The sequence below is a fragment of the Collimonas fungivorans genome, assembly GCF_001584145.1.
In the GTDB taxonomy this organism is placed as follows: Bacteria; Pseudomonadota; Gammaproteobacteria; order Burkholderiales; family Burkholderiaceae_D; genus Collimonas; species Collimonas fungivorans.
Genome location: NZ_CP013232.1, coordinates 5,292,055 through 5,318,991 on the forward strand (window position 1 = coordinate 5,292,055; position 26,937 = coordinate 5,318,991).

31 protein-coding genes are annotated in these 26,937 nt (G+C 61.6%); 20 read left to right on the top strand and 11 right to left on the bottom strand.

The features are described 5' to 3' along the window. The first annotated feature begins 119 nt into the window (after positions 1–119). Both CFter6_RS23245 and trmB read left to right on the top strand, forming a co-directional pair. The gene (locus CFter6_RS23245) at positions 120–377 is read left to right on the top strand and encodes a BTH_I0359 family protein (RefSeq protein WP_014008142.1); all 258 of its coding nucleotides are present in this window, start codon (positions 120–122) and stop codon (positions 375–377) included. A 234-nt stretch (positions 378–611) separates the two neighbouring features. Further along, entirely contained in the window at positions 612–1,292 is a 681-nt protein-coding gene (gene trmB, locus CFter6_RS23250; RefSeq protein ID WP_061541908.1) for a tRNA (guanine(46)-N(7))-methyltransferase TrmB, read from the top strand. 45 nt (positions 1,293–1,337) lie between these two features. Here trmB and CFter6_RS23255 read toward each other — a convergent pair whose 3' ends face one another. Beyond that, positions 1,338–3,239 carry a potassium transporter Kup gene (locus CFter6_RS23255; RefSeq protein WP_061541909.1) on the bottom strand — a complete coding sequence of 634 codons (1,902 nt, stop codon included), beginning with the start codon at positions 3,237–3,239 and terminating at the stop codon, positions 1,338–1,340. Positions 3,240–3,502: 263 nt separating this feature from the next. Then, positions 3,503–4,408: a 16S rRNA (cytidine(1402)-2'-O)-methyltransferase gene (rsmI, locus tag CFter6_RS23260; protein WP_061541910.1), complete on the bottom strand. Its 906-nt coding sequence runs from the start codon at positions 4,406–4,408 to the stop codon at positions 3,503–3,505. 12 nt (positions 4,409–4,420) lie between these two features. Between rsmI and CFter6_RS23265 the strand changes: the two genes are divergently transcribed. The 7 genes from CFter6_RS23265 (at position 4,421) to CFter6_RS23295 (ending at position 10,704) form a co-directional block, all read left to right on the top strand. After that, positions 4,421–5,578 (top strand): penicillin-binding protein activator, encoded by a 1,158-nt coding sequence (locus CFter6_RS23265; protein ID WP_061541911.1) that lies wholly within the window; start codon positions 4,421–4,423, stop codon positions 5,576–5,578. An 18-nt stretch (positions 5,579–5,596) separates the two neighbouring features. Then, positions 5,597–5,965 (top strand): YraN family protein, encoded by a 369-nt coding sequence (locus CFter6_RS23270; protein WP_061541912.1) that lies wholly within the window; start codon positions 5,597–5,599, stop codon positions 5,963–5,965. A gap of 135 nt (positions 5,966–6,100) precedes the next feature. Continuing rightward, entirely contained in the window at positions 6,101–6,697 is a 597-nt protein-coding gene (locus CFter6_RS23275; protein ID WP_041742665.1) for a phosphoheptose isomerase, read from the top strand. Further along, positions 6,690–7,367: a BON domain-containing protein gene (locus CFter6_RS23280; protein ID WP_061541913.1), complete on the top strand. Its 678-nt coding sequence runs from the start codon at positions 6,690–6,692 to the stop codon at positions 7,365–7,367. Before CFter6_RS23275 ends, CFter6_RS23280 begins: the two co-directional genes overlap by 8 nt. 121 nt (positions 7,368–7,488) lie before the next feature. Beyond that, entirely contained in the window at positions 7,489–8,079 is a 591-nt protein-coding gene (locus CFter6_RS23285) for a LemA family protein (RefSeq protein WP_061542546.1), read from the top strand. Positions 8,080–8,112: 33 nt separating this feature from the next. Beyond that, positions 8,113–10,089: a M48 family metallopeptidase gene (locus CFter6_RS23290; protein ID WP_061541914.1), complete on the top strand. Its 1,977-nt coding sequence runs from the start codon at positions 8,113–8,115 to the stop codon at positions 10,087–10,089. Positions 10,090–10,173: 84 nt separating this feature from the next. Further along, positions 10,174–10,704, top strand: a complete 531-nt coding sequence (locus CFter6_RS23295) for a TlpA disulfide reductase family protein (RefSeq protein ID WP_061541915.1) — start codon at positions 10,174–10,176, stop codon at positions 10,702–10,704. Positions 10,705–10,766: 62 nt separating this feature from the next. On the opposite strand, the gene CFter6_RS23300 is transcribed toward CFter6_RS23295, so the two are convergent. Further along, positions 10,767–11,279 carry a winged helix DNA-binding protein gene (locus CFter6_RS23300; RefSeq protein ID WP_061541916.1) on the bottom strand — a complete coding sequence of 171 codons (513 nt, stop codon included), beginning with the start codon at positions 11,277–11,279 and terminating at the stop codon, positions 10,767–10,769. Positions 11,280–11,626: 347 nt separating this feature from the next. Here CFter6_RS23300 and pxpB point away from each other — a divergent pair, with 347 nt between their 5' ends. The 8 genes from pxpB to CFter6_RS23340 all read left to right on the top strand — a co-directional run bounded on the left by pxpB (position 11,627) and on the right by CFter6_RS23340 (position 18,207). After that, positions 11,627–12,280, top strand: a complete 654-nt coding sequence (pxpB, locus tag CFter6_RS23305) for a 5-oxoprolinase subunit PxpB (RefSeq protein WP_061541917.1) — start codon at positions 11,627–11,629, stop codon at positions 12,278–12,280. Further along, positions 12,277–13,251, top strand: coding sequence for a 5-oxoprolinase subunit C family protein (locus tag CFter6_RS23310; RefSeq protein ID WP_061541918.1), 975 nt, complete (start codon positions 12,277–12,279; stop codon positions 13,249–13,251). The genes pxpB and CFter6_RS23310 overlap by 4 nt, the downstream gene beginning before the upstream one ends. A gap of 9 nt (positions 13,252–13,260) precedes the next feature. Continuing rightward, a complete protein-coding gene (gene pxpA, locus CFter6_RS23315) occupies positions 13,261–14,058 on the top strand; it encodes a 5-oxoprolinase subunit PxpA (RefSeq protein ID WP_061541919.1) in 798 nt (265 codons plus the stop codon). A gap of 231 nt (positions 14,059–14,289) precedes the next feature. Continuing rightward, a complete protein-coding gene (locus CFter6_RS23320) occupies positions 14,290–15,009 on the top strand; it encodes a DUF969 domain-containing protein (protein WP_061541920.1) in 720 nt (239 codons plus the stop codon). Next, complete coding sequence (locus CFter6_RS23325) at positions 15,006–15,992, top strand: DUF979 domain-containing protein (RefSeq protein WP_061541921.1); 987 nt, start codon at positions 15,006–15,008, stop codon at positions 15,990–15,992. Before CFter6_RS23320 ends, CFter6_RS23325 begins: the two co-directional genes overlap by 4 nt. A gap of 9 nt (positions 15,993–16,001) precedes the next feature. Continuing rightward, the gene (locus CFter6_RS23330) at positions 16,002–17,012 is read left to right on the top strand and encodes a DUF2891 domain-containing protein (protein ID WP_061541922.1); all 1,011 of its coding nucleotides are present in this window, start codon (positions 16,002–16,004) and stop codon (positions 17,010–17,012) included. An 8-nt stretch (positions 17,013–17,020) separates the two neighbouring features. After that, the gene (gene pcp / locus CFter6_RS23335; RefSeq protein ID WP_061541923.1) at positions 17,021–17,674 is read left to right on the top strand and encodes a pyroglutamyl-peptidase I; all 654 of its coding nucleotides are present in this window, start codon (positions 17,021–17,023) and stop codon (positions 17,672–17,674) included. A 116-nt stretch (positions 17,675–17,790) separates the two neighbouring features. Beyond that, positions 17,791–18,207: a F0F1 ATP synthase subunit epsilon gene (locus tag CFter6_RS23340; RefSeq protein WP_014008161.1), complete on the top strand. Its 417-nt coding sequence runs from the start codon at positions 17,791–17,793 to the stop codon at positions 18,205–18,207. A 40-nt stretch (positions 18,208–18,247) separates the two neighbouring features. On the opposite strand, the gene CFter6_RS23345 is transcribed toward CFter6_RS23340, so the two are convergent. Together CFter6_RS23345 and CFter6_RS23350 are read right to left on the bottom strand one after the other, a co-directional pair. Further along, positions 18,248–18,886, bottom strand: a complete 639-nt coding sequence (locus tag CFter6_RS23345; protein WP_061541924.1) for an SH3 domain-containing protein — start codon at positions 18,884–18,886, stop codon at positions 18,248–18,250. A 93-nt stretch (positions 18,887–18,979) separates the two neighbouring features. Beyond that, positions 18,980–19,876 carry a LysR family transcriptional regulator gene (locus CFter6_RS23350; RefSeq protein ID WP_061541925.1) on the bottom strand — a complete coding sequence of 299 codons (897 nt, stop codon included), beginning with the start codon at positions 19,874–19,876 and terminating at the stop codon, positions 18,980–18,982. Between the two features lie 102 nt (positions 19,877–19,978). On the opposite strand from CFter6_RS23350, the gene CFter6_RS23355 reads away from it, so the two are divergent. After that, entirely contained in the window at positions 19,979–20,977 is a 999-nt protein-coding gene (locus tag CFter6_RS23355; RefSeq protein ID WP_061541926.1) for an aldo/keto reductase, read from the top strand. Positions 20,978–21,017: 40 nt separating this feature from the next. On the opposite strand, the gene lipA is transcribed toward CFter6_RS23355, so the two are convergent. From lipA to CFter6_RS23375, 4 genes are all read right to left on the bottom strand, one after another. Further along, positions 21,018–22,025 carry a lipoyl synthase gene (gene lipA, locus CFter6_RS23360; protein ID WP_061541927.1) on the bottom strand — a complete coding sequence of 336 codons (1,008 nt, stop codon included), beginning with the start codon at positions 22,023–22,025 and terminating at the stop codon, positions 21,018–21,020. Between the two features lie 37 nt (positions 22,026–22,062). Continuing rightward, the gene (gene lipB / locus CFter6_RS23365) at positions 22,063–22,737 is read right to left on the bottom strand and encodes a lipoyl(octanoyl) transferase LipB (protein WP_050808683.1); all 675 of its coding nucleotides are present in this window, start codon (positions 22,735–22,737) and stop codon (positions 22,063–22,065) included. 63 nt (positions 22,738–22,800) lie between these two features. Next, on the bottom strand, positions 22,801–23,430 hold the full coding sequence (locus tag CFter6_RS23370; RefSeq protein ID WP_061541928.1) for a glutathione S-transferase family protein: 630 nt from the start codon (positions 23,428–23,430) through the stop codon (positions 22,801–22,803). Positions 23,431–23,433: 3 nt separating this feature from the next. After that, positions 23,434–23,742, bottom strand: coding sequence for a DUF2917 domain-containing protein (locus tag CFter6_RS23375; RefSeq protein WP_061541929.1), 309 nt, complete (start codon positions 23,740–23,742; stop codon positions 23,434–23,436). Positions 23,743–23,911: 169 nt separating this feature from the next. On the opposite strand from CFter6_RS23375, the gene gcvA reads away from it, so the two are divergent. Further along, the gene (gcvA, locus tag CFter6_RS23380) at positions 23,912–24,838 is read left to right on the top strand and encodes a transcriptional regulator GcvA (RefSeq protein WP_061541930.1); all 927 of its coding nucleotides are present in this window, start codon (positions 23,912–23,914) and stop codon (positions 24,836–24,838) included. A gap of 6 nt (positions 24,839–24,844) precedes the next feature. Here gcvA and CFter6_RS23385 read toward each other — a convergent pair whose 3' ends face one another. Continuing rightward, positions 24,845–25,132: a DUF493 family protein gene (locus tag CFter6_RS23385; RefSeq protein WP_061541931.1), complete on the bottom strand. Its 288-nt coding sequence runs from the start codon at positions 25,130–25,132 to the stop codon at positions 24,845–24,847. A gap of 157 nt (positions 25,133–25,289) precedes the next feature. Continuing rightward, positions 25,290–26,138 carry a D-amino acid aminotransferase gene (locus tag CFter6_RS23390; RefSeq protein WP_061541932.1) on the bottom strand — a complete coding sequence of 283 codons (849 nt, stop codon included), beginning with the start codon at positions 26,136–26,138 and terminating at the stop codon, positions 25,290–25,292. 205 nt (positions 26,139–26,343) lie between these two features. On the opposite strand from CFter6_RS23390, the gene CFter6_RS23395 reads away from it, so the two are divergent. Beyond that, a complete protein-coding gene (locus tag CFter6_RS23395; protein ID WP_061541933.1) occupies positions 26,344–26,937 on the top strand; it encodes a DNA-3-methyladenine glycosylase I in 594 nt (197 codons plus the stop codon).

Consider the following 26,937-nt stretch of genomic DNA (forward strand, 5'->3'; position numbering starts at 1 on the left):
AATATGTCTCATTAGAAACATGTCTCTCGGAAAAGGAGTTAAAAAATAATATTTTCATTTGCTGGCTTGAAAACTGCTTACTCGATCATTACCTTCTGTCTTAACTACCGGGAGCGCATATGAACCTGATTTATAACAGTGACCAATACAGCGTCGTCGAATTTGGTGCCGATGAACAACGCGAAGCCTTGCGCTTCGGCGGCTATGAAATCGTCGATAAATCATTCAAGCGTGAGATTTTCATTGCTGGTGCCTTGGCTGAGTTTTTCCGTAAAGGGGTCGAAGACCTGATTGCGACCGAGCCGAGCATCGAAGATATCGATGCCTTTTTAGGCAATTATGACTCGATGATGAGTCAGCCCGTAACCTTGCAGTAAGCTCCTTTCCGATCCACCTCGTTTCAGTCAACCTGCGGTTGCCGACGCTGTCGGCTCCATCGGGAAGACTGGGACGGCTTCGGTGTCGCCGCAGTTTCGCTTTCACCTAACCTCCCAGGACTTCCGTAAAACTGCCCCAGCAACGAGCTTGCCAACCCCTGACGACGAAGACAGTACTGCCTACGGCTAGGAGGAGTAACGCCGCTGGGGCAATTTTACGGAAGTCCTACCCTCATGTACGCCAATTCCAGCCCGATCCACAGTGCCCAGAGCGGCGTCCATGACCAGCTTGCAGCCACCGTCGCCAAACATGCGGCGCACGTTTTTCAAAAACCGGTCAGCGTTTACAACCAGCGTGCCTTCGACGACAGCATGGCCGCCTGGCGCGCAGCCGGCAGCTTGCCTCTGATCCTCGATGCGGGTTGCGGCGTCGGCCTGTCGACCATGCACCTGGCGGCACAGTATCCCGATCATTTCGTGATCGGGATCGACCAGTCGGCAGACCGGGTTGGCCGCAATACCTTGTGGCCAGGCGCGGCGCCGCTGCCGCAAAATTTCGTGCGGATTCGCGCCGACCTGGTGGATTACTGGCGCCTGCTGCTGGCCGCACGGATTTTCCCGGTACGGCACTATCTGCTGTACCCCAATCCGTGGCCGAAGATCGGCCAGCTGAGCCGCCGCTGGCATGGCCATCCGGTGTTTCCGGATATCGTCGCGCTGGGGGGAATCCTGGAATGCCGCAGCAACTGGCGGATCTATGTAGAGGAATGCGCCAGCGCCCTGGGCCAGCTGAGCGGCGAGGAGGTTGGCTGCGAAGCGTATCTGCCGCAACAGCCTATCACTCCGTTCGAGAGCAAGTACCTGGCTTCCGGCCATCAGTTGTGGCGCTGCCAGGCGGATCTCGGTACACACTGAATCCCGCCAGCCGGAGCGCCGGCCGCTAGCGGGGATTCGCGCAATTCAAATTTCGACTTTAGTGCCCAGCTCGACCACCCGGTTCACCGGGATATGGAAAAAGTCCGACGGCTTGGCGGCATTCTGGTACATCCAGGCGAAAAGTTTTTCACGCCATAGCTGCATGCCCGGAATCTTGCTCGGGATCACAGTGTCGCGCGCCAGGAAGAAGGAAGTATCCATCACGTCGAATTCCAGGCCGAACTGGCTGCTGGCCAGGGCCATCACGGTATGCACGTCGGGCGTTTCCTTGAAGCCGAAGGCGGTGCGCAGGATGTACACGTCGCTGCCCAGCTCCTTCAAGGTCAGGCGCTTGTCGTCGTCGACGAAAGGCACATCCCAGATGCTGATCTTGAGGAAGAACACGCGCTTGTGCAGGATGCGGTTGTGCTTCAGGTTGTGCAGCAGCGCCACCGGCACGGTGCCCACGTTGCCGGTCATGAATACCGCAGTGCCCTCCACCCGGTGCGGCGGATGGGCCAGCAGGCCTTCGACGAACGGTTCCAGCGGAATGCCTTCATCCTTGCTACGCTCGCGCAGCAGCATGCGGCCGGAGTACCAGGTCATCAGCAGGAAGAAGGCAAAGCCGCCGAGCAGCAGCGGGAACCAGCCGCCGTCGACGATCTTCAGCAGGTTGGCGGCAAAGAAGGCGAAGTCAACGATGAAAAAGGCGCTGATGACCAGCGCCACCAGAAATGGATTCCACTTCCAGACGGTGCGCATGACGACTGCCGCCAGCACTGTCGTGATCAGCATGGTGGTGGTCACCGCGACGCCGTAGGCAGCGGCCAGGTTGTCGGATTTCTTGAACGCCAGCACCACTGCCACCACCAGTATCAGCAGCATCCAATTAATCACCGGCACATAGATCTGGCCGCGTTCGTCTTCCGAAGTGTGGAGGATGCGCATGCGCGGCACGAAACCCAGCAAGATGGCCTGGCTGGTAAGCGAGAACGCGCCGGAAATCACTGCCTGCGATGCGATCACGGTGGCGGCGGTCGCCAGGATCACCATCGGCAACAGCAAAGCGTCCGGCACCATCAGGTAAAACGGATTCTGGACCGCGCTGGGATTGGTCAGCAGGTTCGCGCCCTGGCCGAAATAATTCAGCATCAGGCAAGGCATGACAGTAAACAGCCAGGCAAAACGGATAGGCCGGATGCCGAAGTGTCCCATGTCGGCATACAGCGCTTCGGCGCCGGTCAGCACCAGCACCACCGAGCCCAGCACGACGAACGCTTGCAGCGCGTGTTGCTGCATGAAGACAAAGGCGTAATAAGGATTGATCGCTGCCAGGATTTCAGGCGCCTTGATCACGTTATAGATGCCCAGCAGGCCCAGCGACAGGAACCAGACGAACATCACCGGCCCGAACAGTTTGCCGACCACCGTGGTGCCATGTTTCTGGATCAGGAACAGGGCGATCAGGATCACCAGCGCCAGCGGCACCACATAGCGGCTCAGCCCCGGCGTGGCGATTTCCAGCCCCTCCACCGCCGACAGCACCGAGATGGCCGGCGTGATCACGACGTCGCCGTAGAACATGCATGCCCCGAATACGCCCAGCATCATCAGCAACTTGGCGCGGCCAGAGCCGTTTTTTGCGGTGCGCAGCGATAGCGCCATCAAGGCCAGCACGCCGCCCTCGCCGTTATTGTCGGCGCGCATCACGAACAGTACGTATTTCAGCGAGACCACGATGGTGATGGCCCAGAACAGCATCGAGATGATGCCCAGCACGCCATCAGGCGTGAACGGGATGCCATGCTCCGCGCTGAAACATTCTTTCAGCGCATACAGCGGGCTGGTGCCGATATCGCCAAACACAATGCCCAGTGCAGCCAGCGTGATGATGTGGAAACGGGATGACTTGAATCCGGCGCTGTTGCTGGTTTGTGTATTACTCATGTTCTCTCTCTTATTGGTAAGGGCAAGCCTGCACAGATATAGCAAGACACGGCCCGCTTACTTCAATTTGATATTTGCTTGAAACTTTTTGCGGCAATGCACAAGGAGCCGGATTTTACTCTCAACCCCGGGGCCGGAACCAGTTTGCAATGTCGCCGGCGTTGCTAAAATACATCCCCACGCTCATCGATTTGTGCTTATCACACTCAAGTTTAACGAATCGGGACTACATTGATTGATGACAAAAGACTATCACAGCAGCCTTACTCGGCGTCTTTCAACGCCAGCGCCCGTTCATACAGGGCGTTTTTCTTTTGCCCCGTAATTTGCGCCGCCAGCGATGAAGCTTGCTTGACTGACAATTCCGACAGCAGAATCCGTAAAATCCGCTCGCCCTCCGCGCTGTCGTCGACTGCGACAGGCGCGGCTTCGATCAGCAGCACGAATTCGCCCTTCTGCCGGTTGCCGTCGGCCGCCAGCCAGGCCGGCGCTTCGCCCAAGGGACAACGGTGCACGCTCTCGAACAACTTGGTCAGCTCGCGCGCCAGCACCACCTGGCGCGCCGGACCGAAGGCCTGCAGCAAGGCGTCGACGGTTTCCACGATCCGGTGCGGCGCTTCGTACAGCACCAGGGTTGCGCTTGCGCCAGCCAAGCCGGCCAGCACGATCTCGCGCTGCCTGGCCTTGCTCGGCAGGAAGCCGACGAACTGGAACTGGTCATTGACCAGGCCGCTGACCGACAGCGCGGTGACTGCCGCCGACGGTCCCGGCAAGGGTAAGGCGCGCAAGCCGGCGCGCAGCACGGCGTCGACGATGCGGGCGCCGGGATCGGAGACCGCCGGCGTGCCGGCGTCGGACACCAGCGCGATGCGTTCGCCGGCTTGCAGGCGCGCGACAATCTTTTCCGCGACTTCACGTTCGTTATGCTCGTGCGCCGCCAGCAGGGTCTTGGACAAACCATAGCGTCCCAGCAAATGGGCAGTATTCCTGGTGTCCTCGCATGCCACGGCGTCGACCATGGACAATACATGCAAGGCGCGCAGGCTGATATCGCAGACATTTCCGATCGGTGTGGCCAGCACATATAATGTCGACGCGGGATACGCTTGCTGCGCCACCTCATCCAAAATCGCTGGGTTGACGAGGCTGCTGGCAGATTGATGAGTCATGGGGAGTTATGAATGTTATATAAATGGGCCAAGCTGGCACTGACGCTACTGGCGGGTATCCTGTTGAACGGATTGTGCCCGCCTGCGCTGGCAAACACAACCTTGGCCGGATCCGCCGGCCCCGATGGCGGCGCCGACACCATTCCGCTGGCCAGCATCGCCTTGCTGCTGCCGCTGCGCTCCGGCCCGCTGGGCGCGGCCGCCGACGCCGTGCGCGGCGGCTTCCTGAATGCCTACGAGCGCGACAAGAACGGCCTGGCGGTGACCGTGATCGAAGCGGCCGATACGCCTGGCGACATGCTGGCCGCCTACCTCGCTGCCAGCAAAAAATACGATATCCTGGTCGGCCCGCTGTCACGCACCGGCCTCACCGCCATCATCCAGAACGGCCAGGTGGACAAGCCTACGCTTGCCTTGACCCAGCCGGATTTTTCCAACGGCAAGGAAATGACCCTGCCGCCGCAGCTGCTGCCTGTCGGCTTGTCGATCGAGGCTGAAGCGCGCCAGGTCGCGAGCTGGGTCGGCGCCGACTATGCGCCGGGCAAGGTGTTCGTGCTGAGCACCGGCACCGCCTGGCAAAAACGGGTCGCCAATGCGTTCGTGCAGCAGATCCAGGGCAGCGGACTGCACGCCGACGTCATGACCTTGAACCTCGAAGACGGCGTGTTCAATGCCGGCGCTCTGGGGCAGCTGCAGCAACGGATCGAAAGCGAAAAACCGCGCTTGCTGTTTGCCGCCCTCAATGCCGACCAGGCGCGCCAGATCCGCACCGCGGTGGGCCAGGAAACACCGATCTTCGGCATCTCCCAGCTCAATCCGCTGACCCTCAACGACAATAATCCGGAACACCAGATCCCTGAGCTGAACGGTGTGCGCTTGCTGGATATCCCCTGGCAGGTGGAAGCCGATCATCCGGCCGTGATGGTGTATCCGCACCGGCCGCTGGCTGCCGACCAGCGCGGCAACGCCGACCTGGAGCGCCTGTACGCCCTGGGCATCGACGCCTTCCGCATCGCCCATGAAATCGCCGCGCGCAATACCGTATTCCAGATCGACGGCGTGACCGGCCAGCTGAACATCAGTTTTGGCGTAGGCATGCCCAGCTTTGAACGGATAGAGCCGGCCGCAGCCTACCAGAACGGCGTCGTCACGCCGCTCGGCGCGCCCTGACACGGCTGCGGCGCCCGGATGAAACTCCTGGGAACACGCTCGCCGCGCCAGATCGGCGGCCAGTTGGCGGAAGATCGGGCGCTCAACTACCTGCAGCAACGCGGGCTACAGCTGGTCGAACGGAATTTCCGCTGCAAGGGCGGCGAAATCGACCTGATCCTGCATGAGCCGGCTTCCGAGCTGCTGGTTTTTGTCGAAGTCAGGCAGCGCAGCAACAGGCGCTACGGCGGCGCCGCAGCCAGCGTCACGCACAGCAAACAGGCCAAGCTCATCATCGCCGCCCAGTTTTTCCTGCAGCGCTACTCCCAGCCGCCGGCCTGCCGCTTCGATGTTGTCGCCATCGAAGGCGACGCCGTCGAATGGATCAGGCAGGCATTCGAAACTTAGCTCCCGGGCGGGGCAACGACCGCTATAATCAGGCCACGATAACCAAGGCAAGCATATTGAGCAGGAAATTATCCTGCCGGTACCGTCCGGGGCGCGGACCACAAACCCCAGCATTTCACACAGAATACCGACATCATGATAAATCAACGCATCCTGGCGCACTTCAATGAAAGCGCTGAACTGAAAGCCCGCGCAGCCGAAGTCCTGGCGGGTCCGATTGCCAGCGCGGTTGAACTTATGTTCTCCGCGCTGTCCAATGGCAACAAGATTCTTGCTTGCGGCAACGGCGGTTCTGCCGCCGACTGCCAGCATTTTGCGGCGGAGCTGGTGGGGCGCTTTGAACGGGAGCGGCTGCCGCTGCCGGCGCTGGCGCTGACTACCGATACTTCGATCATCACGGCGGTCGGCAACGATTACAGCTATAACGAAATCTTTTCCAAGCAGGTGCAGGCGTTTGGACAAGCAGGCGATGTGCTGCTGGCGTTCTCGACATCGGGCAATTCCGCCAATGTGCTGGCTGCCATCGATGTCGCGCTGGAACGCGACATGCGCGTCATCGCCCTGACCGGCAAAGGCGGCGGTGCCATCGGCAAGAAACTGACTGAAGCAGATGTGCATATCTGTGTGCCGCATGACCGTACCGCGCGCATCCAGGAAGTCCATCTGCTAACGATTCACTGCTTATGCGACGGCATCGATGTCGCTTTATTTGGAGGAGATGCGAATGATTGATCGGCCAAACCCGCGGCAAAACCCAGGTTGGAGCAATTGGCAACGTCCGTTGGCTGCCATCGCTTTGTGCGGCACGGTGGTGGTGGCTTTGCAAGGTTGCGTGGCGCTGGCGCTGGGCGGCGCTGTCGCCGGCGGTTTCGCCGCGACGGATCGCCGCACCCTGGGCGCGCAGACCGAGGACAAGGCCATCATGGTCAAGGCTGAAACGCGGATTCCCGGCGTGATCGGCCAGGACGGCCACGTCAACGCCACCAGCTACAACCGCAAGGTGCTGCTGACCGGCGAAGTACGCGACGATGCAGCCAAGGCAGCGGCCGAGCGCGAAGCGCAATCGATTGAAAACGTGCATGCGGTTGCCAATGAACTGGCGGTCGGCGCACCGTCGAGCTTCTCGGCGCGTTCCAACGATACCTTCATCACCAGCAAGGTCATCGCCTCCCTGGTGGATGCCAAAGACGTGTTCGGCAATTCGATCAAGGTCGTGACCGAACGCGGCAATGTCTACCTGATGGGCCGCGTGACCGAACGTGAAGGCAAACGTGCCGCCGAAATCGCCGCCGGCGTCAGCGGCGTGCAAAAAGTTGTCAAGGTATTCGACTACATCACCGAAGAAGAATTGACGCAGATGTCGTCGGCGCCAAGGGAAAGCGGCAAGGAAAACGCCAAGTAATCCGGCTTGCCTTGAGGTTGCCGGCAATAAGCCGGAACAGAAACCGGCTTGCTTTTCCGCTTCTTGTCATATAACGTTGCCGCTGGACAAATTGTCCGGCGGCTTTTTTTTGGGGAAAACCATGATCGGCTTCATCATTCTTCTGGTAATTGTGCTCGTCATCGTGTTTTGGGCGGTCGGTATCTATAACCGCCTGGTGAGCTTCCGCAACCGCTTCAAGAACGCATTCGCCCAGATCGACGTGCAGCTCAAGCGCCGTTACGACCTGATCCCGAACCTGGTGGAAACCGCCAAGGGCTACATGAAGCATGAACGCGAAACGCTGGAAGCGGTGATCGCGGCGCGCAACCAGGCGGTCAGCGCCAATGCCAAGGTCGGCGGCAACGCCACCGATGCGGCCGCCGTGCAGCAGATGGCTGCCAGCGAAGGCGCGCTCAGCGCCAGCCTCGGCAAGCTGTTTGCCTTGTCGGAAGCCTATCCGGACCTGAAAGCCAACCAGAACATGATGCAGCTGACGGAAGAGCTGACCGGCACCGAAAACAAGATCGGCTTTTCGCGCCAGGCGTACAACGACAGCGTGATGGAATACAACACCGCGATCGAACAGTTCCCCGGCTCGATCTTCGCCAACATGTTTGCCTTCAAGCCGGCGGAGCTGCTGCAGGCCACCGAAGCGCCTGAAGAACGCAAAGCGGTCAAGGTGACGTTCTAAGCCCGGCACCCGAGCCTGGCAGAAGCAGCGCGCATGACTTTCTTCGAACAGCAGCACCAGGCGCGCCAGGAAACCAGGAAACTGGTGTTCCTGTTCGTGCTGGCGGTGATCGCCATCGTAGTCGCCGTCAACCTGGCGATGGCGCTGTTATGGACGTTCAAGTTCGGCAGCCACCATGGCGTGCTGCGTCAGTATCCGAAAGGCTTCTTCGAAGTCAACACCCTCGTCACGCTGCTGCTGATAGGCGGCGGCACGCTGATCCAGACTTTCAACCTGCGCGACGGCGGCGATGCCGTGGCGCTGATGGCCGGCGGCCGCATCGTTTCGCCCGCCAGCGGCGATCTGCAGGAGCGGCGGCTGTTGAACGTGGTGGAAGAAATGGCTCTGGCGTCCGGCATCGCCTGCCCCAAGGTCTACCTGCTGGAGCAGGAAGACGCAATCAACGCCTTCGCTGCCGGCTACAACCAGAATGAAGCGGTGGTCGCGGTCACGCGCGGCACCTTGAACCGGCTCACCCGCGATGAACTGCAGGGCGTAGTCGGCCACGAGTTCAGCCATATCCTGAACGGCGACATGCGCTTGAACATCCACCTGATCGGCGTCCTGTTCGGCATCCAGATGATCGCCGGCTTCGGGCAGCAGCTGATGAATGTCGGCCGCTACTGGGGCGGTCGCGACGACAAGGGCCCGCCTTGGCAGCTGGTGCTGTTCCTGGCCGGCCTGGTGCTGTTCGTGGTCGGTTATATCGGCATCTTCTTCGGCCGCCTGATCAAATCCGCGGTATCGCGCCAGCGCGAATTCCTGGCCGACGCCAGCGCCGTCCAGTTCACCCGCAATCCCGAGGGCATAGGCGGCGCCTTGCGCAAGATCGGCGGTCTCACCGACGGCAAGAAAATCGGCTCGCAGATCAATCATCCGAATGCCGAGCAGCTGTCGCACCTGTTCCTCGGCAGCGCCCGTCCGAATTTGCTGGACGGCTGGTTCGCCACCCACCCGCCGTTGGCGGAACGCTTGAAACGAATCTACGGCCGCAGCATGTCGCCGCTGGAAGCGCCTGAACTGGCGGTGCCGTATGCCGCCAGTGTCGAACGCCTGCCGGACCTGCCGTTTGCGGTTGCCGGCCTGGCCGGCGGCGCGACTGTTTCGGCAGCTGTCTCGGCAACCCCGCCGCCAGCCGGCGGCTTGCCGACGCCGTCGCTCGAATTCGGCAACAGCAGCGGCAAGGCTGCGTTGACCTCCCAGCTCAACGGCGCGGTGCACGATCCGTTCGCGGCGCGCGCGGTGGTTTACGCCCTGTTGCTGGGCGAAGGCGCGGAACGTGAAGCGCAGCTGGCGCTGCTCAAGAACGCAGCGCCGCAGCAGGCCGCGCTGACTACCTTCCTGGCCGAATCGATCGTGCAGCTGCCGCTCAGCGCCCGGCTGCCGCTGGTTGACCTGGCGACGCCTGCATTGCGCCAGCTGGCGCAGCCTGAACGCGACAACATGCTGGCGCTGATGGATCAGCTGATCGCCGCCGACAGCCGCATCACACTGGCCGAGTTCGTGCTGCAGACTATCCTGGCGCGCCGCATGGCACCGCGCTCCGGACGCCTGGTGCCGGTCAAATTCAACAAGCTGTCGGAACTGGACGGCGACATTGCCGTGCTGCTGTCGCTGGTGGCGCACGTGGCGGTGCCGGCCAGCCAGGCCGACGCCGTCGGCGCAAGGCTGGCGGCTTTCCTGCGCGGCGCGCATGTCTGTCCCGAACTCAATCTCGCCGCCCAGCACTACTGCAACGGCGCCAGCCTCGGCTTTCCGCGGGTAAGGCTGGCGCTGGACCATGCCAACCAGCTGGCGCCGCTGGCCAAACCGCAGCTAGTCAAGGCCCTGCTGGCGGTAGCCGACGACGGCGCGCCATTGCAGATCGCCAGCGCCGACATCCTGCGCGCAATCTGCGCCGGCATCGAAGCGCCGATACCGCCGGCGGTGGCCGCTACTTACCACGCTTATCCCTGGCAATTCGATAGTTAATTGTCAATTTCCGAGCTTTCGGCAGAGCTGCCCGCAGGTAGTTATAATGGGTGCTCTCGGGTATTGCCCGTATTGGATTCCGTCATGCAAGCTCAAGCTGAAAATACCGCCGGCAAACGGCTCTGGATCAAGGTTGCAGGCGCCGCCGCAGTGGTTGCGCTGGCGCTGGCCGGTTACCTGTCGATGTCGAATACCCATGCGGCGCCGGATGTCTCGTTCATCAATATCAAGGGCGAGCAGGTATCGCTGAAGAGCTTGCGCGGCAAGGTGGTGATGGTGAATTTCTGGGCCACCAGCTGCACCACCTGCGTCGCCGAGATGCCGCAAATGGTGCAGACCTACAATATGTACAAGGACAAGGGCCTCGACTATGTCGCCGTGGCGATGAGCTACGACCCGCCTAACTACGTCATGAATTTTGTGCAAACCCGCGGCCTGCCGTTCCAGGTCGCCCTGGATACGCAAAGCAAGCTGGCCGACTCCTTCGGCGACGTCAAGCTGACGCCGACCACCTTCGTGATCGACAAGCAGGGCAATATCATCAAGCGCTACGTGGGCGCGCCCAAGTTTGACGAGTTGCACGCCTTGCTCGACAAGGCGCTCGCAGCAGCATAAAAAAAGGCGCATCAAGCGCCTTTTTTCATGCCTGCCTGTTTTATCAGGCTTACCCCGCAGACTTACCTCGACGTCGCCGCGCGCGAAGCCGTGTCATACAGGCCAGAGGCAGTGCGCAGCAATTTGGCGGTATCGCCCAGCGCCTGGTTCGACAAACCGGTATCTGACAGCACGGTGATCAGGCACTCCTCACGCATCTCCCGGTATTTGAGGCAAAGCGCATAACCGCCGGCGGTGGCCGAAAAATACGCTTCCTTGCCGACTTTTTCGCTTTGTATGTAACCGGCTTTCACCAGTTTCTTCAGCGCGTAACTGGCAATATGCGTGTCCTCGATATTCAGCACAAAACAGATGTCGGCCAGGCTCTTTTTGCGTTCGCGGTGACAAACATGGTGCAGCAAGGAAACTTCGACCGGCGTCATGTCCTTCACGCCGGCCGCCGACATGCAGCGCGCCATCCAGCGGTTGAACGCATTGCCGGCAATGATCAATGCATATTCCAGCTCCGACAGCTCAACGCTGCTTTCCGAAGCCAGGTGGGCGGATGACAGGATTTTAGGTGGAGCGACGTTCATACATTTCCTACAAAACACCAAGAAAAATCAATCATACAACTACCTGTGCGAAACGCCAGACTGTCTGTATTTCAGCAACAACATAAACTATTTACATACAAATTATTGACATTTTATTTTTGATGGACGATATTGCCCTTTGCTTAAGCTCTGGTTAACAAAGAGTAAGCTCGTTTTGGGGGTAGACTAATTCGGCACGCTGCGACGGCTGCTGACCTGTCCCGCCATTTTTCTTTGCAATTCAACGTGTTGTCCCAGCAGTTAGAGAACAGAGCCGTGCACCGCCTTGCGGCAGCTACGTTCTGCGCCGCAATTGCCGACCATTCTGCCGAAGGAAACCAGCCGCAATGACCCAAGCCGTCATACAAGCTCTTGGCGAAAGCGCCCTGATACTGAACACGGGGGCCAGCGCTACCCTGGACTGCCAGCAGCGCTTGTGGGCCATCGCCGCCAAGGCAGCGCATTGGCCGCATGTGCGCGACGTGGTGCCGGGCATGAATAACCTGACTATCCTGTTCGACCCGCTGGCGGCCGATGCCGAGCAGCTGGCGGACAAGCTCCAGAACGCCTGGGATGCCGCTTCCGTCAGCCAGAAAACCGGACGCAAGATCGAGATTCCAGTCACCTACGGCGGCGCCAGCGGTCCCGACCTGGAAGAAGTCGCGCGCCACACCGGCTTGTCGCCGGCCGAGATCGTCAAGCGCCATACGGCGGCTGAATACATCGTCTACTTCATCGGCTTCCAGCCCGGCTTTCCTTACCTGGGCGGACTCGATCCGCAACTGGCCACGCCACGCCGCAGCCAACCCCGACTGGTAGTGCCGGCCGGTTCGGTCGGCATCGGCGGCAGCCAGACCGGGATTTACCCGGCGGCCTCGCCCGGCGGCTGGCAGCTGATCGGCCATAGCGCGCTGCGCCTGTTCGATCCCGCCGCCAATCCCCCTACCCTGCTGCAGCCGGGCGACCGCGTGCGCTTCGTCGCCAGCGAGGTGATCGCATGATCAAGATCTTGCGCGCCGGGCGCATCAACTCGATTCAGGACATGGGCCGCAGCGGTTTCCGCCATCTCGGCATCTGCCAGTCGGGGGCGCTCGATCGCACCGCACTGGCCATAGCCAACCTGCTGGTCGGCAATCCGAGCGACGCCGCCGCCATAGAATTCACACTCGGCCCCTGTGAGCTGGCATTCACCGCCGACGGCCGCATCGCCCTGGGCGGCGCCGATTTCGCGGCGACGCTGGACCACAAGCCGCTACCGTCATGGTGGAGCGTGCGGGTACGGGCCGGACAGATCCTGAGGCTGAACGCCGCCCGGCATGGCATGCGCGCCTACCTGGCGATCGCCGGCGGCATCGATGCCGCCCCTCAGCTCGGTTCGCGCGCTACTGACCTGCAGGCGGGTTTTGGCGGCCATGGCGGCTGCGCGCTGAAGGAAGGCGACAGCCTGACTGCCGGCGCGCCGGATGACCCAACCGCAGCGCTGCATGGCGCGGCGTCTTTCGGCATACGCCCGCCCTCCTGGTACGAAGACGATGCCGAAACGCTGGCGATCCGCGTGATACCCGGCCCCGAATATGAGCTGTTCACGCAAGCCACGCAAAAAACCTTCTGGAACAGCAACTGGACCTTGACGCCGCAAAGCAACCGCATGGGCTTTCGCCTGAGCGGGCCGGAACTGAAGATCAAGAAAGGCAGCGACCTGCTGTCCCACGGCGTGCTGCCGGGCGTCATCCAGGTGCCGCCCGCCGGCCAGCCTATCGTGCTGATGGCGGATGCGCAAACCACCGGCGGTTATCCGAAAATCGGTGTCGTGATCAGCGCCGACCTGGCCCGGCTGGCCCAGCTGCGCTTCAACCGCACCATACAGTTTGTCGAATGCGACGCAGCCCAGGCGCGCGAAGAATTGCGCCGGGATGCCTCGTATCTGCAACAGATCGAAACCGCGATGCACTGGTTGCGTCCGGCCAAATAGGAGCAAGCGATGCCCAAGAAAGAACACAAGCAGGTAGATCTCAACGCCGACCTCGGTGAACAAAGCAACGGTAGCGACGAGGCTCTGCTGGCACTGGTCAGCTCGGCCAACATCGCTTGCGGCTGGCATGCCGGCAGCGCCCTGATGATGCAGCAATGCGTAGCCTGGGCGGTAGCGCAAGGGGTCGCCATCGGCGCCCATCCGAGCTTTCCCGACCGCGACAATTTTGGCCGCACCGAAATGCAGCTGCCGGCCAACGAAATCTATAGCGGCGTCCAGTACCAGATCGGTGCGCTGGCGGCGATCGCCGGTGCGCACGGCGCCCAGCTGGCGCATGTCAAGCCGCACGGCGCGCTGTACAACATGGCGGCGCGCGACGCCCGGCTGGCCGACACCATCGTCGCCGCCATCCGCGATGTCGATCCGGGCCTGGCCTTGTTCGGCCTGGGCGGCAGCGAGCTGATCGCCGCCGCCCAGCGCGCCGGCCTGCACGCCGTGGAAGAAGTGTTCGCCGACCGCGGCTACATGGCCGACGGCAGCCTGGTCAAGCGCGGCACGCCCGGCGCCCTGATCGAAGACGAGGAGCAGGCTCTGGCACAAACCATGCATATGATCCGTGAAGGCAAGGTCCATGCAATCGACGGCAGCTGGGCCGCGGTCAAGGCGGACACGGTTTGCCTGCACGGCGACGGTGCACATGCGCTGGAATTTGCGCGCCGCATCCATGCCGAACTGAAACAGCAAGGCATCGCCATCCGTGCGCCGCGGATAGCCGCTGCCGACACCTTGTTTCCCCTGCTGGGCTAGTGGACTGTAGCAGCCGATTCGGGAGTGAAGGGCGCGTATCCGGCGCGCAGGGCAAGGCGCAAAGCGGAGCAATAGCGAGACTATTGCGAGCATTTGCAACGCCGCCATGCGGGTCGGGTACGTGACAAGCACTTCTGAATTGGCTGTTACAGTTCACTAGGAAGCAATAACACCAGGACGTCAACAGAATCGGCGGCGCAGCAACGACCGTCTCAACATTAGGAGATAGCAATGACCGTAACAGAATTATTGCCGCTGATCGGCATACCGATAGTGGTGGCTGGTTTTGCATTGAAATTCAATCCCTTGCTGGTCGTCACCGTGGCAGGGCTGGCGACCGGCCTGTCGGTCGGCATGGATATCGGCACCTTGCTGGAAACCTTCGGCGAGAAATTCATCAACAGCCGTTCGCTGGCGGTGTATGTGCTGATCCTGCCGGTGATCGGCCTGCTTGAAAGCTACGGGCTGAAAGAACGCGCGCAAGACTGGATTTCCAGCATGGCGGCCGCTACCTCGGCGCGCATCCTGATGTTGTACTTTGTGTTGCGCCAGGGCCTGGGCGCACTCGGCCTGACCTATATCGGCGGCCAGGCGCAAACCGTGCGGCCGCTGCTGGCGCCGATGGTTGAAGGCGCCGCTACCGCGCGTTACGGCGAACTGCCGCTGCATATCCGCGACAAGCTGCGCGCGCATTCCGCCGCTTGCGACAACGTCGCCGTCTTCTTCGGCGAAGACATTTTCATCGCCTTCGGCGCGGTGCTGCTGATGGACGCCTTCCTCAAGGAAAACGGCATCCTCGGCATCGAGCCGCTGCATCTCGGCCTGTGGGCGATTCCTACCGCCATCGCTGCCCTGGTCATCCACATGTTCCGCCTGGCGCGGCTGGACGCCAGCATCGCGCGCGACATCGCCGCCTGGAAAAAAACCCAAGGACAAGAGGTGACCGCATGAGCGCCCTCATCACCATCAACGAGATCTATTACCTGATCGGCGTCATCCTGATGCTGCTGGTCGGCATGACCTTGCGCGACAAGGGCAATCCGAAACGCCTGACCACGGCCCTGTTCTGGTTCCTGTTCGGCACGGTATTCCTGTTCAGCGACCTGCTGGTTGCTTCGCTCGGCAAACCGCTGGCGTATCGCATCATCGGCGTCGTCGTGATCCTGATTTCACTGATCGCCGGCTGCGGCCTGCTGTCGATCGGTACTTACAAACAGCGCAGCGCCGAACAGCGCCAGGCGTCGGCCAACCAGATCGGCAACTGGATTTTCCTGCCGGCGGTACTGATCCCGATCGTCACCGTGCTGTGCACCGTCTTGCTGAAAGGCGTTTCCATCGGCGGCCTCTACCTGCTTGACCAGAAACAGCTGACGCTGGCAGCGCTGTGCGTGGGCTGCATCTGCGCGATCCTGGCCGGCTGGAAACTGACCGGCGGCACGCCGCTGCATGCGGTGCGCGAATCGCGCCGCCTGCTCGACGCCATCGGCTGGGCTTCTGTCCTGCCGCAGATGCTGGCGATGCTGGGCGGCGTGTTCGTCGCCGCCCATACCGGCAAATCGGTGCAGGACGTGGTCAGCCTGTTCGTCAATCCCGACAGCCGCTTCATGCTGGTGGTGATCTACTGCGTCGGCATGGCCTTGTTCACCATGATCATGGGCAATGCCTTCGCCGCCTTCCCGGTGCTTACCGCCGGCATCGCGCTGCCGTTCCTGATCGTCGGCCACCATGCCGATCCGGCGCCGCTGGTCACCATCGGCATGCTGGCCGGTTACTGCGGCACCCTGATGACGCCGATGGGCGCCAACTACAACATCGTGCCGGCGGCGCTGCTGGAGCTGAAGGATAAATACCTGGTGATCAAGACCCAGATCCCGACCGCACTGACATTATTGGCAGCCAATATACTGCTGATGTATTTCCTCGTATTCCGCTAAGGAGCAACCATGCATCTGACTCTTGACCAGGTTTCGGCCTTCGTGCGCCTGCCCTTGCGCTCGCTGCGCCACGAATATCCCAACCACATCATGCACGTACTGAACGATGCGCAGGATGCGCAAACCCCGCGCGCCCTGCATCCGGTGTTCTACGGCTGCTACGACTGGCACTCGGCGGTGCACGGCTACTGGCTGCTGGCGCGCTGCGCCCGGCTGTATCCGGCGCTGCCGCAGCAGGACGAGATCGCGCAGATGTTCGACGACCACTTCAGCGCCGCCAACATGCAGCAGGAACTGGCGTATTTCCAGACACCTGGGCGGGTCTCTTTCGAACGTCCCTACGGCTGGGCCTGGATCATGGCGCTGGCGCAGGAACTGGAAACCTGGCAGCATCCCAAGGCCAAGGCCTGGCTGGCCACGATGGAACCGCTGGTGGCGGAAATACGCAGCCGCGTGTTCAGCTATTTTGCCAAGCTCGGTTATGCGATCCGCGTCGGCACCCATTACAACAGCGCGTTCGCCTTGAAACTGATACTCGATTTCGCGCGCCATCGCAACGATGCGGAACTGGACAGCGCCATCGTCACCGCCTCCTGCCGCTACTTCATGGGCGACAGCAATTATCCGGCGCATTACGAACCGGGCGGCGATGAATTCCTGTCGGCGGCGCTGACTGAAGCCTTGCTGATGGCAGATGTGCTGGAGGCCGATGTATTCGTCGACTGGTTCGCCCAGTACCTGCCGAAGCTGGCCGATATCGACCGCCTGATGAATCCGGCTGACGTCAGCGACCATAGCGATCCCAAGATCGCCCACCTGAACGGCTTGAACCTGAGCCGCGCCTGGTGCATGAAGCGGATTGCCCGGCGCCTGCCGGAAAACGATCCGGCCGCCGCCACGTTGACCGCGGCAGCGCGCCGCCACATTGAAGCCGGGCTGCCACATGTCGTCAGCGGCGAATATGCCGGCGAACACTGGCTGGCGACGTTTGCCATGCTGGCGATGGAAACAGTGTACTAAGGCAGATCATGACCCAGCCCACTATTTTGCTCACCGGTTTTGAACCGTTCGAACAGGAGCCGCTCAATCCGTCGTGGGAGGCGGTGCGCGCCCTGGACGGCTGGCCATGCGCCGGCGCACACGTCGCGGCGCGCCAGTTGCCCTGCGTGTTCGGCAAGGCGTTGCAGGTGCTGGACCAGCTGATGAAAGAACTCAAGCCGGCCCTGGTGATCTGCGTCGGCCAGGCCGGCGGGCGCAGCCAGATATCGCTGGAACGGGTAGCGATCAATGTCGACGACGCCCGGATTGCCGACAACGCCGGTTGCCAGCCCATCGACCAGGCTATCTACAGCGATGGCCCGGCAGCGTATTTTTCGACGCTGCCGATCAAGGGCATGGTCAAGGCGATGCGCGCCGCCGGCGTCCCGGCGGAGGTTTCGCAAACCGCAGGCACCTTCGTCTGCAACCACGTGTTTTACGGCTTGATGCACCAGCTGGCGGCGCACGCTTCCAAGGCGCGCGGCGGTTTCATCCATATCCCGTACATCCCGTCGCAGGCAGCGCGCCATCCCGGCCAGCCCAGCCTGGCGCTGGAGACGCTGGTCGAAGGTTTGCGCATCGCGCTGCAAAGCGCCATGACCTTGCAGCAGGATGTAGCCGAAGGCGGCGGCCAGCTGCATTGATTGCAGCCCCTGTCGATTCGGTTAATTTCCTGATGCCCGGCGGGCGATCTTGTATCATTGGTTTAACGGGGTGATGAGACACGCCCTGATGATGCAGCCTTGCCACAGGAAACCGTATGTCGGAAACTCAAGTCGTGGTCGTTAGCCCGGAAGGCGAGTTATACGCCGGCAGCGCCGGATTGGTCACTTTGCCGGGCATCGCCGGTTCGCTCGGCATCCTGCCCGGCCACACGCCGCTGCTGACCCGCCTGAAGCCAGGCGCGGTCCATATCAAGCGCGTGAGCGGCGAAGACGATTATATTTATGTCGCCGGCGGCTATGCCGAAATCCAGCCGCACTCGGTCACCATCCTGGCCGACACCGCGATCCGCGGCAAAGACCTCGACGAAGCCAAAGCCACCGCGGCCAGGCAGCAAGCCGAGGAACGCCTGCAAAACCTGGCTTCGAATATCGACTATGCCATGGCGCAGGCCGAACTGGCGGAAGCCACGGCGCAGCTGGCGACGCTGGCGCAGATGCGGCGCGGAAAATAAATCGGCCGGAGCGACAAACTTGCATCCATCGCCGTACTAGTCAACGTGGCTGCGGCCTGTTTTGGCCCGGCCGGTTGCTGCCCTGCGTCGGTCGTCCGCCAGCGCCCGGAGGCTTGGCGCCTGGCGGCCGGACTCCGTTACCTGGCGGCCTGGCGCCGCCTACCGGCGGACGATTGCCATTTCCCACTCCTGGCCGATGCGGTCGTTGCGGAAATACACCGGGCGGCTTTGGCCTTGGCGGCGGCCGCACGACTATCGGCGGCCGCGGCCGGATCGGGCGATGCGCCCAGTGCGACTGCTGCCCGTACCAAGGACGCCCGCGATAATTCTGTCCCCAGTAGGTGCCGATGGTGAAAGCGATGATCGGCAGTCCGATGGCGCTGCCGTATGTGATCAGGGGCACCTGGCTGCCCTGGTAGGGATAGTTCAGGTTCTGCGCATACACCCAGCCGCGGTTGCCGTCTGGCAGCGACACATCGCACCAGCTATAGCCGTTGATGCAGCCGGCTACCGTTACCGGGGTGCCGGGCCGCAGCTGGGCCACCAGCGGATAGTCGCGCGCCGGTCCGGCGCGCAGGTTGACGTTCTTGCTGGTGAACGCCTGCTGCTGGGCGATTGCCGCAACGGGCATGCTGAAGCAAGCGACTGCAAGCAGCGGTAACAGACGGATGCGAATCATGACCACCTCCAATGGATTGACAATCGATGCCGGGCGCAGCCAAGAATACCGCGAAACTTACCTCATGGAAATATCTGATTCGCTGATGCCCGCTCATTGATATCCGCTCTCGCGCAGCATGGCGATGAATAAGCGCAAGCTGACCGGCATCTGGCGCCGGCTCGGATAATAGAGGAAAAACCCCGACATCGGCGGGCACCAGGCATCCAGCACGCGCAGCAAACGGCCCTGCTCTATCGATTCCTGCGCCTGTGCTTCATAGACATAGGCAAGGCCAATGCCGTCGAGCGCCGCGCGCAGTATCAGGTCATCGTCGTCCAGCAGCAGCGGGCCGTCAACCGCGACAGCCAGCGATGCGCCGCCCTGGCTGAACTCCCATGCATACACCGCGCCGCTCGGAAAACGGCGGCCGATGCAGGCATGCTGCTTCAGGTCCTGCGGCTGCTGCGGCAGGCCGCGGCGCGCTGCATACATGGGCGAAGCCACCACGATCAAGCGCACTGGCGGCCCCAGCGGCACAGCGATCATGTCCTGCGCCAGTCTCTCGCCAAAACGGATGCCGGCGTCGAAACCGCCGGCGACGATATCGACCAGGCCGTCGTCGGTCACCACTTCCAGCCGGATCTGCGGATAAGCCGCCAGGAAACGCGCAAACAGCGGCGCCAGCAACAGCCGCGCCGCCGGCCGCGGCACGTTCAGGCGCAGGGTTCCGCGCGGCACATCGCGAAAGTCGTTGATCTGGTCCAGCGCATCGCTGATCTCGCGCAGCGCCGGTCCCAGGCGCTGCAGCAGCTGCTCGCCGGCTTCCGTCGGCGTCACGCTGCGCGTAGTGCGATTCAGCAGCCGCACATCGAGCCGGGTTTCCAGGGTGCGCATGGCATGGCTCAGGGCCGATGCCGAGACGCCGCATTCCAGCGCTGCCTTCTTGAAGCTGCGGTGGCGGGCGACGCAGGCGAAAGCGTCCAGTTCACTGAGGTCAGGTTTGTTCATTCATGAATTTTGTTCAGTATTTCATTGAATATAACATGGCTTATCAATGGTAATGATGCGAGGGATACTGTTCCCACGATCACTGACAAAGGAGCCATTCCAATGAAGACCCGCACATTAGGCCGCAACGGCCTGCAAGTTTCCGCACTCGGCCTCGGCTGCATGGGCATGAGTTTCGGCTACGGCGGCGCCGACGAAGCGCAGTCCATCCGCACGCTGCAGCGCGCCGTCGAACTGGGCGTCACCCATTTCGATACCGCCGAAGTCTACGGCCCGTATACCAACGAAGAACTGGTCGGACGTGCGCTCAAGGCTGTGCGCGGACAAATCACCATCGCCACCAAGTTCGGTTTCAAGATTTCGCCGCATGGCGAAGGCGTGGCGCGCATGACCGGCGTCGATAGCCGGCCGGAACATGTGCGAAGCGTCGTCGAGGATTCGCTCAAGCGGCTGGGAGTGGAAACCATCGATCTGCTGTACCAGCACCGGGTCGATCCGCAAGTGGCGATCGAGGACACGGTAGGCGCCATGGCCGACCTGGTGCGCGCCGGGAAGGTGCGCCACCTGGGCTTGTCGGAAGTCTCCGCCACTACCTTGCGGCGCGCCCACGCGGTGCATCCGATTGCCGCGGTGCAGTCTGAATATTCCCTGTGGAGCCGCGACCAGGAGCGTGAAGTGCTGCCGGCTTGCGCGGAACTGAGTGTGGGTTTTGTGCCGTACAGTCCGCTGGGCCGCGGTTTCCTGACCGGCAAACTCAACAGCACGCAGGGATTGGCGGCCGACGACTACCGCCGCACGCTGCCGCGCTTCCAGGATCAGGCGATGCAGAGCAATCGTGTCCTGCTCGATGCACTGGCGACGCTGGCCGACCGCCGCGGCTGCACCCCGGCGCAGCTGGCGCTGGCCTGGCTGCTGGCGCAAGGCGAGCAGATCATGCCTATCCCCGGGGTAAGGCAAATCAAGCATCTGGAAGAGAATGTGGCAGCGGCCGATATCGTGCTGCGGAGCGACGAACTGGCTGCCATCCGCGCTGCGCTGCCGGACGAAAAAATCGTCGGCGCACGCTATGGCGCAAAGGAACTGGAGATGATCAATCTCTGATCAGGCCGGCTTGCCCTCCAAGGGCAAGCCGGTTTCTTCATTACTGGCCGTTGACTGCCATGCCGGCGTCATGCGCCTGCTGGTCGGCATGGTAGGAACTGCGCACCATGGCGCCTACCGCGGCATGGGCAAAGCCCATCTTGTAGGCTTCCTCTTCATACATCTTGAACACGTCAGGATGGACATAGCGCCGCACCGGCAGGTGGTTCCCGCTCGGCATCAGGTACTGGCCGATGGTCAGCATGTCGACATCGTGGGCGCGCATGTCGCGCATCACTTGCAGCACTTCTTCATCGGTTTCGCCGAGGCCGACCATGATGCCGGATTTGGTCGGCGTGTTCGGATGCAGGGCCTTGAAACGTTTCAGCAGGTTCAGCGAATATTCGTAGTCCGAACCTGGCCGCGCTTCCTTGTACAGGCGCGGCGCGGTTTCCAGGTTGTGGTTCATGACGTCAGGCGGCGCCAGGTTGAGGATTTCCAGCGCGCGGTCCATGCGGCCGCGGAAATCCGGCACCAGGATTTCGATGCGAGTGTTCGGCGACAGTGCGCGCACGTGGCGGATGCACTCGGCAAAATGGCCGGCGCCGCCGTCGCGCAGGTCGTCGCGGTCGACGCTGGTGATCACGACGTAATTGAGTTTCAGCGCAGCGATGGTCTTGGCCAGGTTTTCCGGCTCGTTGACGTCAAGCGGATCGGGCCGGCCGTGGCCGACATCGCAGAACGGGCAGCGGCGGGTGCACTTGTCGCCCATGATCATGAAGGTGGCCGTGCCTTTGCCAAAACATTCGCCGATATTCGGGCAGCTAGCTTCTTCGCACACCGTGACCAGGCTGTTGGCGCGCAGGATATCCTTGATTTCGTAGAAGCGCGAAGACGGCGAGGCGGCCTTGACTCGGATCCAGTCCGGTTTTTGCAGGCGCTCGATCGGGATGATCTTGATCGGGATGCGCGCGGTCTTGCTCGCGCCCTTCTGCTTTTCGGACGGATTGTAGCTGGCGGCGGCAACAGTGGTTTCGGCAGGCAGCGACGGCGTGGTTTCTGTGGTCATGGTCTAGGCAAGTCCTTGCTGGAGTCTCGGTAACGACTCAGTTAAAACGGTCAATCAGTTTGTGAGCAAGCGCTAACTGCATCTCAGAGAGAGCTATATCAACGCCCAGTGTTTTCATATCGACGGTGGCGAGGCCTTCGTAGCCGCACGGGTTGATCCAGGAAAAAGGCTCCAGGTCCATGCTGACATTGAGCGACACACCGTGGTAAGTGCAGCCGCTGCCTCTTACTTTCAAGCCAAGGGCGGCAATCTTTGCACCTTGCCAGGCGCCGTCGGCAATATAAATCCCGGGCGCGCCGGCCTTGCGTTCACCGGCCAGATTATACGCTGCCAGCGTGTCGATCACCGCCTGCTCGATGCCCTGCACGAATTCCCGCACGAACAGGCGGGCGGCGGGACGCCGGCGGCGCAGATCCAGCAGCAGGTAAATCACCACCTGCCCTGGTCCGTGATAGGTCACTTCGCCGCCGCGGTCGGTCTGTATCACCGGGATCGCATGCGGCGCCAGCACATGGCTCGGATCGGCGCCCAAACCCAGCGTAAACACCGGAGGATGCTCGACAATCCAGAGCTGATCCGGGGTATCTGCGGAACGAGAATCTGTGAATGCGCGCATTGCGTCAAAACTGACGGCGTACGGCTCAACGCCGCGCTGGACAATCTGGGGGCTGGGCGGATGATCGGGGGAACGGAACTGCTGCACACTGGACATAAGCGCAAGTGTAGCGAAAAAAAGCGGCCGGCGTGCAGAAACGGCTGGCACGCCGGCGCGCGATCAGGACCTCAGGGGACCAAGTAAACTTGTCGGGGATTGCCAGTTCGGCAATTCGCTGATGCGCTGCAGCCACGCACTGACATGCGGCGGCAGCGTGACTTTGGCGGCATCAGCCCAGAACAGGTAGCCGCACAGGGAAAAATCGGCCACGGTCGGCAGTTCGTCGATGATGAAAGCGCGGCCGTCGGCCAGCTCCGCTTCCAGCCGGGCGATATCCACGTCAAACCGGCTTTGCAGCCAGTTGACGGCGCCGGTTGGGTATTCCTGCGGGGCAAAGCTGCGCGCCCAGCGCAGCTGCGGCAAGCACATGCCGAGCCGGTTGGCTTCCCAGAACAGCCATTCCTGCACGCGCGCCATGCGGCTCGCCGATTCGGCGCCGAAGCCGCCCGTGTGCTGCGCCAGGTGGCAAAGGATGGCGTCAGATTGCGCATAAGGCTGGCCGTTGTGCACCAGCAACGGCACCTGGCCGAACCTGGCCAGGCTGCGGAACGGCTCCGGCCGCTGGTCGCGCGGCTGGTCGATGTCGATGTTCCGGTAATCGTGGACCACGCCGCCGACCGCCAGCATCAAGGCGACCTTGTAGGCGTGTCCCGAATTTGCGTTGCCGTAGAGCGTGATCTCGTCCTGCATGGATCAGCAGGCTACAGGACGGGCGCCTAGCGGCTTGCCGAGGCCGGCGCGTGCGCTCGAAGCCGGCAGGCGAGTCGATTGCCGCTGGACCTGCACCACGCTGTTGCCCTTGATGGCTTCGATAACGACATGGCTGTCGGCGGCAACGTTGAGGAACTGTCCGGCATGCAGCCAATAGTCGTCGCCGTGGCCAGCCACCGTCACCCATACGTGGCCTTGCATGATCTGCAGGGTCTGGGCCACCGGTGCAGTGACCGACATGGCTTGGCCGGCGCCTATCGACAGTGATTCGTTAGCTAATAATTTTCTCATGATGTCACTCCTTGTAACTGCTGGTATATTGGATGTCACGTCAGCCGTGAACTGCCATTTAGCCGCTTGATATAGACATTCCTTGTTTCTACAGAGTCATTCTAGTCAAGCGGCGGGTCGTTGCAAAACGAGTAATTTTCCTCCGCCTTGCTAATTTAATTCACATAAAATGGCCGATCTCAGAAAACTGCCGAATCTCTCCGCCCTGCGCGCCTTCGAGGCAGCCGCGCGCAATGACAGCTTCTCGCGCGCCGCCGAGGAAATCTTTGTGACGCCGGGCGCGATCAGCCACCAGATCCGGGCCCTGGAGCAGGAACTGGGCATCATGTTGTTCAGCCGCCACGGCAAGCGCATCACGATCACCGAACAGGGCCAGCGTTTTGCCGCCGTCATCCGCAAATCCCTGAATGAAATCGCGTTTGCGGCCGAAGCCCTGAAAATGGACGCCAAGCAGAAGCGGCTGACGATTTCCGCCCTACCCTCGTTTGCCGCGCGCTGGCTGGCGCCGCGCTTGTGGAAATTCATCGACCTGCACCCGGATACCGAAGTAGTGCTGCAATCGAGCAACCACCTCAACGACCTCGAGCGCGAACCTATCGATGTCGGCCTGCGTTACGGCCTGGGCCATTACCCGGGGCTGGTGGTGGAAAAACTGATGGACGATTTTTATTATCCGGTGGCCAGTCCGAACTACCGAGGGGGCAAGCTGCCGAAAACGCCGCAGGAGCTGGAGCAGTGCAGCCTGCTGCGGATGGATACCGAGTCGTCCTGGCTGCCGTGGTTCGAGGCGGCGGGAGTCGACCTGGTGGAGCCTACCGGTGGCTTGCTGATCGAGGATGCTTCGATGCTGCTGCGCTCGGCGTCGGATGGCTTGGGGATTGCGTTGACCCGGCACGCGATTGCGCTGCAGGAGATTGCTTCGGGGGAGCTGGTGCGCTTGTTCGACGTCGTCGCGCGCTGTCCGCTATCGTATTATTTCGCCTGTACCAAGGAGGCAATGAGCAAGCCGCAGGTGCAGGCTTTCCATCGCTGGCTGCTGGACGAGGTGAAGGCTTTCAAGGCGCAAAGCGAATGGCCCGGAGAGCCCGGGCCATAATCCGCTTTACAGGACCATCTTGACCATGGGGTGCGACGACAGGGCCCGGTACAGGTTATCCAGCTGCTCGCGGTTGACGGCATACACGTTGGCCGTCAGGCCGGTGTAGTTGCCCTTGGACGATGGCCGCACTTCCAGCTTGTCGATATGAAAAGTAGGATCATGCTGCACCACCACGCCGACGATGGTTTCCGCGAAAGCGTCATGGGTCGGTCCCATGATCTTGATGGGAAATACGCTTGGATATTCGATCAGGCTGTCGGCTGGATCGATTGGCTTGGTCAGGTCGCTCATGGTCTTTTACTCTTTAGTGATGTTACTGGCAGGTAGTTTACTCTCCTGGCACATCAGCGGCACGCCATTCTCTAAGAATGACTTGTTCAAATGAAAACAGAGTGGAGAATTTCCCACCCTGCAACTTCTCCCACTACCCGACAGAAACCTGTTCCGTTCAGGCAGCGGCCTTGGCCAGCTGATATGCCTCGTATAACTGCTTGTATATGGGGCCGGGAGCGCCGTTTCCAATAGCCTTGCCGTCGATAGCCACCACCGGCAGCACTTCCTTGGTGGCTGACGACAACAACACCTCGTCAGCCGCAAACACCTCTTCGCGCGCAATCCGGCGCGCCTCGAACGGGATGCCGCCGGCGGCGCACAACTCCTCGATCAGGCGGTAGCGGATCCCTTCCAGGATCAGGTTGTCCTTGGGCGGCGCCATCAGCTTGCCGTGCTTGACGATCCAGACATTCGACGACGACGCTTCGGTCAGCCAGCCGTCGCGGAACTGGATCGCTTCCACCACGCCGTGCTCGGCCGCGTTCTGCGCTGCCAGCACATTGCCCAGCAGCGAGATCGACTTGATTTCGCAATGCAGCCAGCGCTGGTCTTCCATCGACACGCAAGGCACGCCGCTGGCGCGCAAGGCGTCGCTCGGCAATACCAGCGGGTTGGTCATGACGAACACTGTCGGCGTCAAAGCTTCTTTCGGGAACGCATGGCCGCGCTTGGCGACGCCGCGCGTGACGTGGATATAGACCATCTGGTCATCCGCCGGATGGGCGTCGATCACGCCCTGGATCAGCGCCAGCCACTGTTCCTTGTCATGCGGATTTGTAATACTGATTTTCGCCAGGCTGCGGAACAGGCGCGCCAGGTGGTGCTCGGAACGGAACAGCTTGCGGCCGTAGATAGGAATCACCTCATACACGCCGTCGCCGAAAATAAAGCCGCGGTCGAGTACCGGGATGCGCGCTTCGGACAGCGGCGTCATGCTGCCATTGAGATAGACAAGGTCTTGCATGATCGGATTCCTGAAAAATGTGGGAATCCAATTCTGGCACAGCGCCAGCTTGCAGGGTATGCAAAAAAAGTATGCGGGAGACGGATGGACGCGGCTCCAGGGAAGCCTTTCCGGCATGGCCGGATGATTTCGACGCGATGCGGTAGCATGTGCATACTTCAACTTCGAGGAAGCGTTCCTCCCGCCTTCCTCTTCTATCCCGACCATGACTGTCACCCCCGCCACCCCCGTCCTTACCCGCTGCGCCTGGGCCAATCCCGCCAACCCGCGTTACCTGGCCTACCACGACGAGGAATGGGGCAAACCCTGCCATGACGAGGTGCGGCTGTTCGAAATGCTGAACCTGGAAGGCGCACAGGCCGGCCTCAGCTGGGAAACCATCCTCAACAAGCGCGACAACTACCGGCGCGCTTTCGACAACTGGGACGCCAAGAAAATCGCCCGCTACGACCAGGACAAGGTAACTGCCCTGCTGGCCGACGCCGGCATCGTCCGCAACCGCCTGAAGATCGCCGCCGCCATCAGCAACGCCCAGGCTTATCTCAAGCTGCGCACCGAAACCGGCGGCCTGGCGCCTTTCCTGTGGGCCTATGTGGACAGCAAGCCGATCCAGAATGAATGGACGCTGCTGGGCGGCAATCCCGCCACCACGCCCTTGTCCGACCGCATTTCCAAGGACCTGGCCAAGCGCGGCTTCAAATTCGTCGGCTCGACCATCATTTACGCCTACATGCAAGCGATCGGCATGGTCAACGACCATTGCGTGGAATGCTTCCGGCACCAGGCGGTGGCTGAGTAA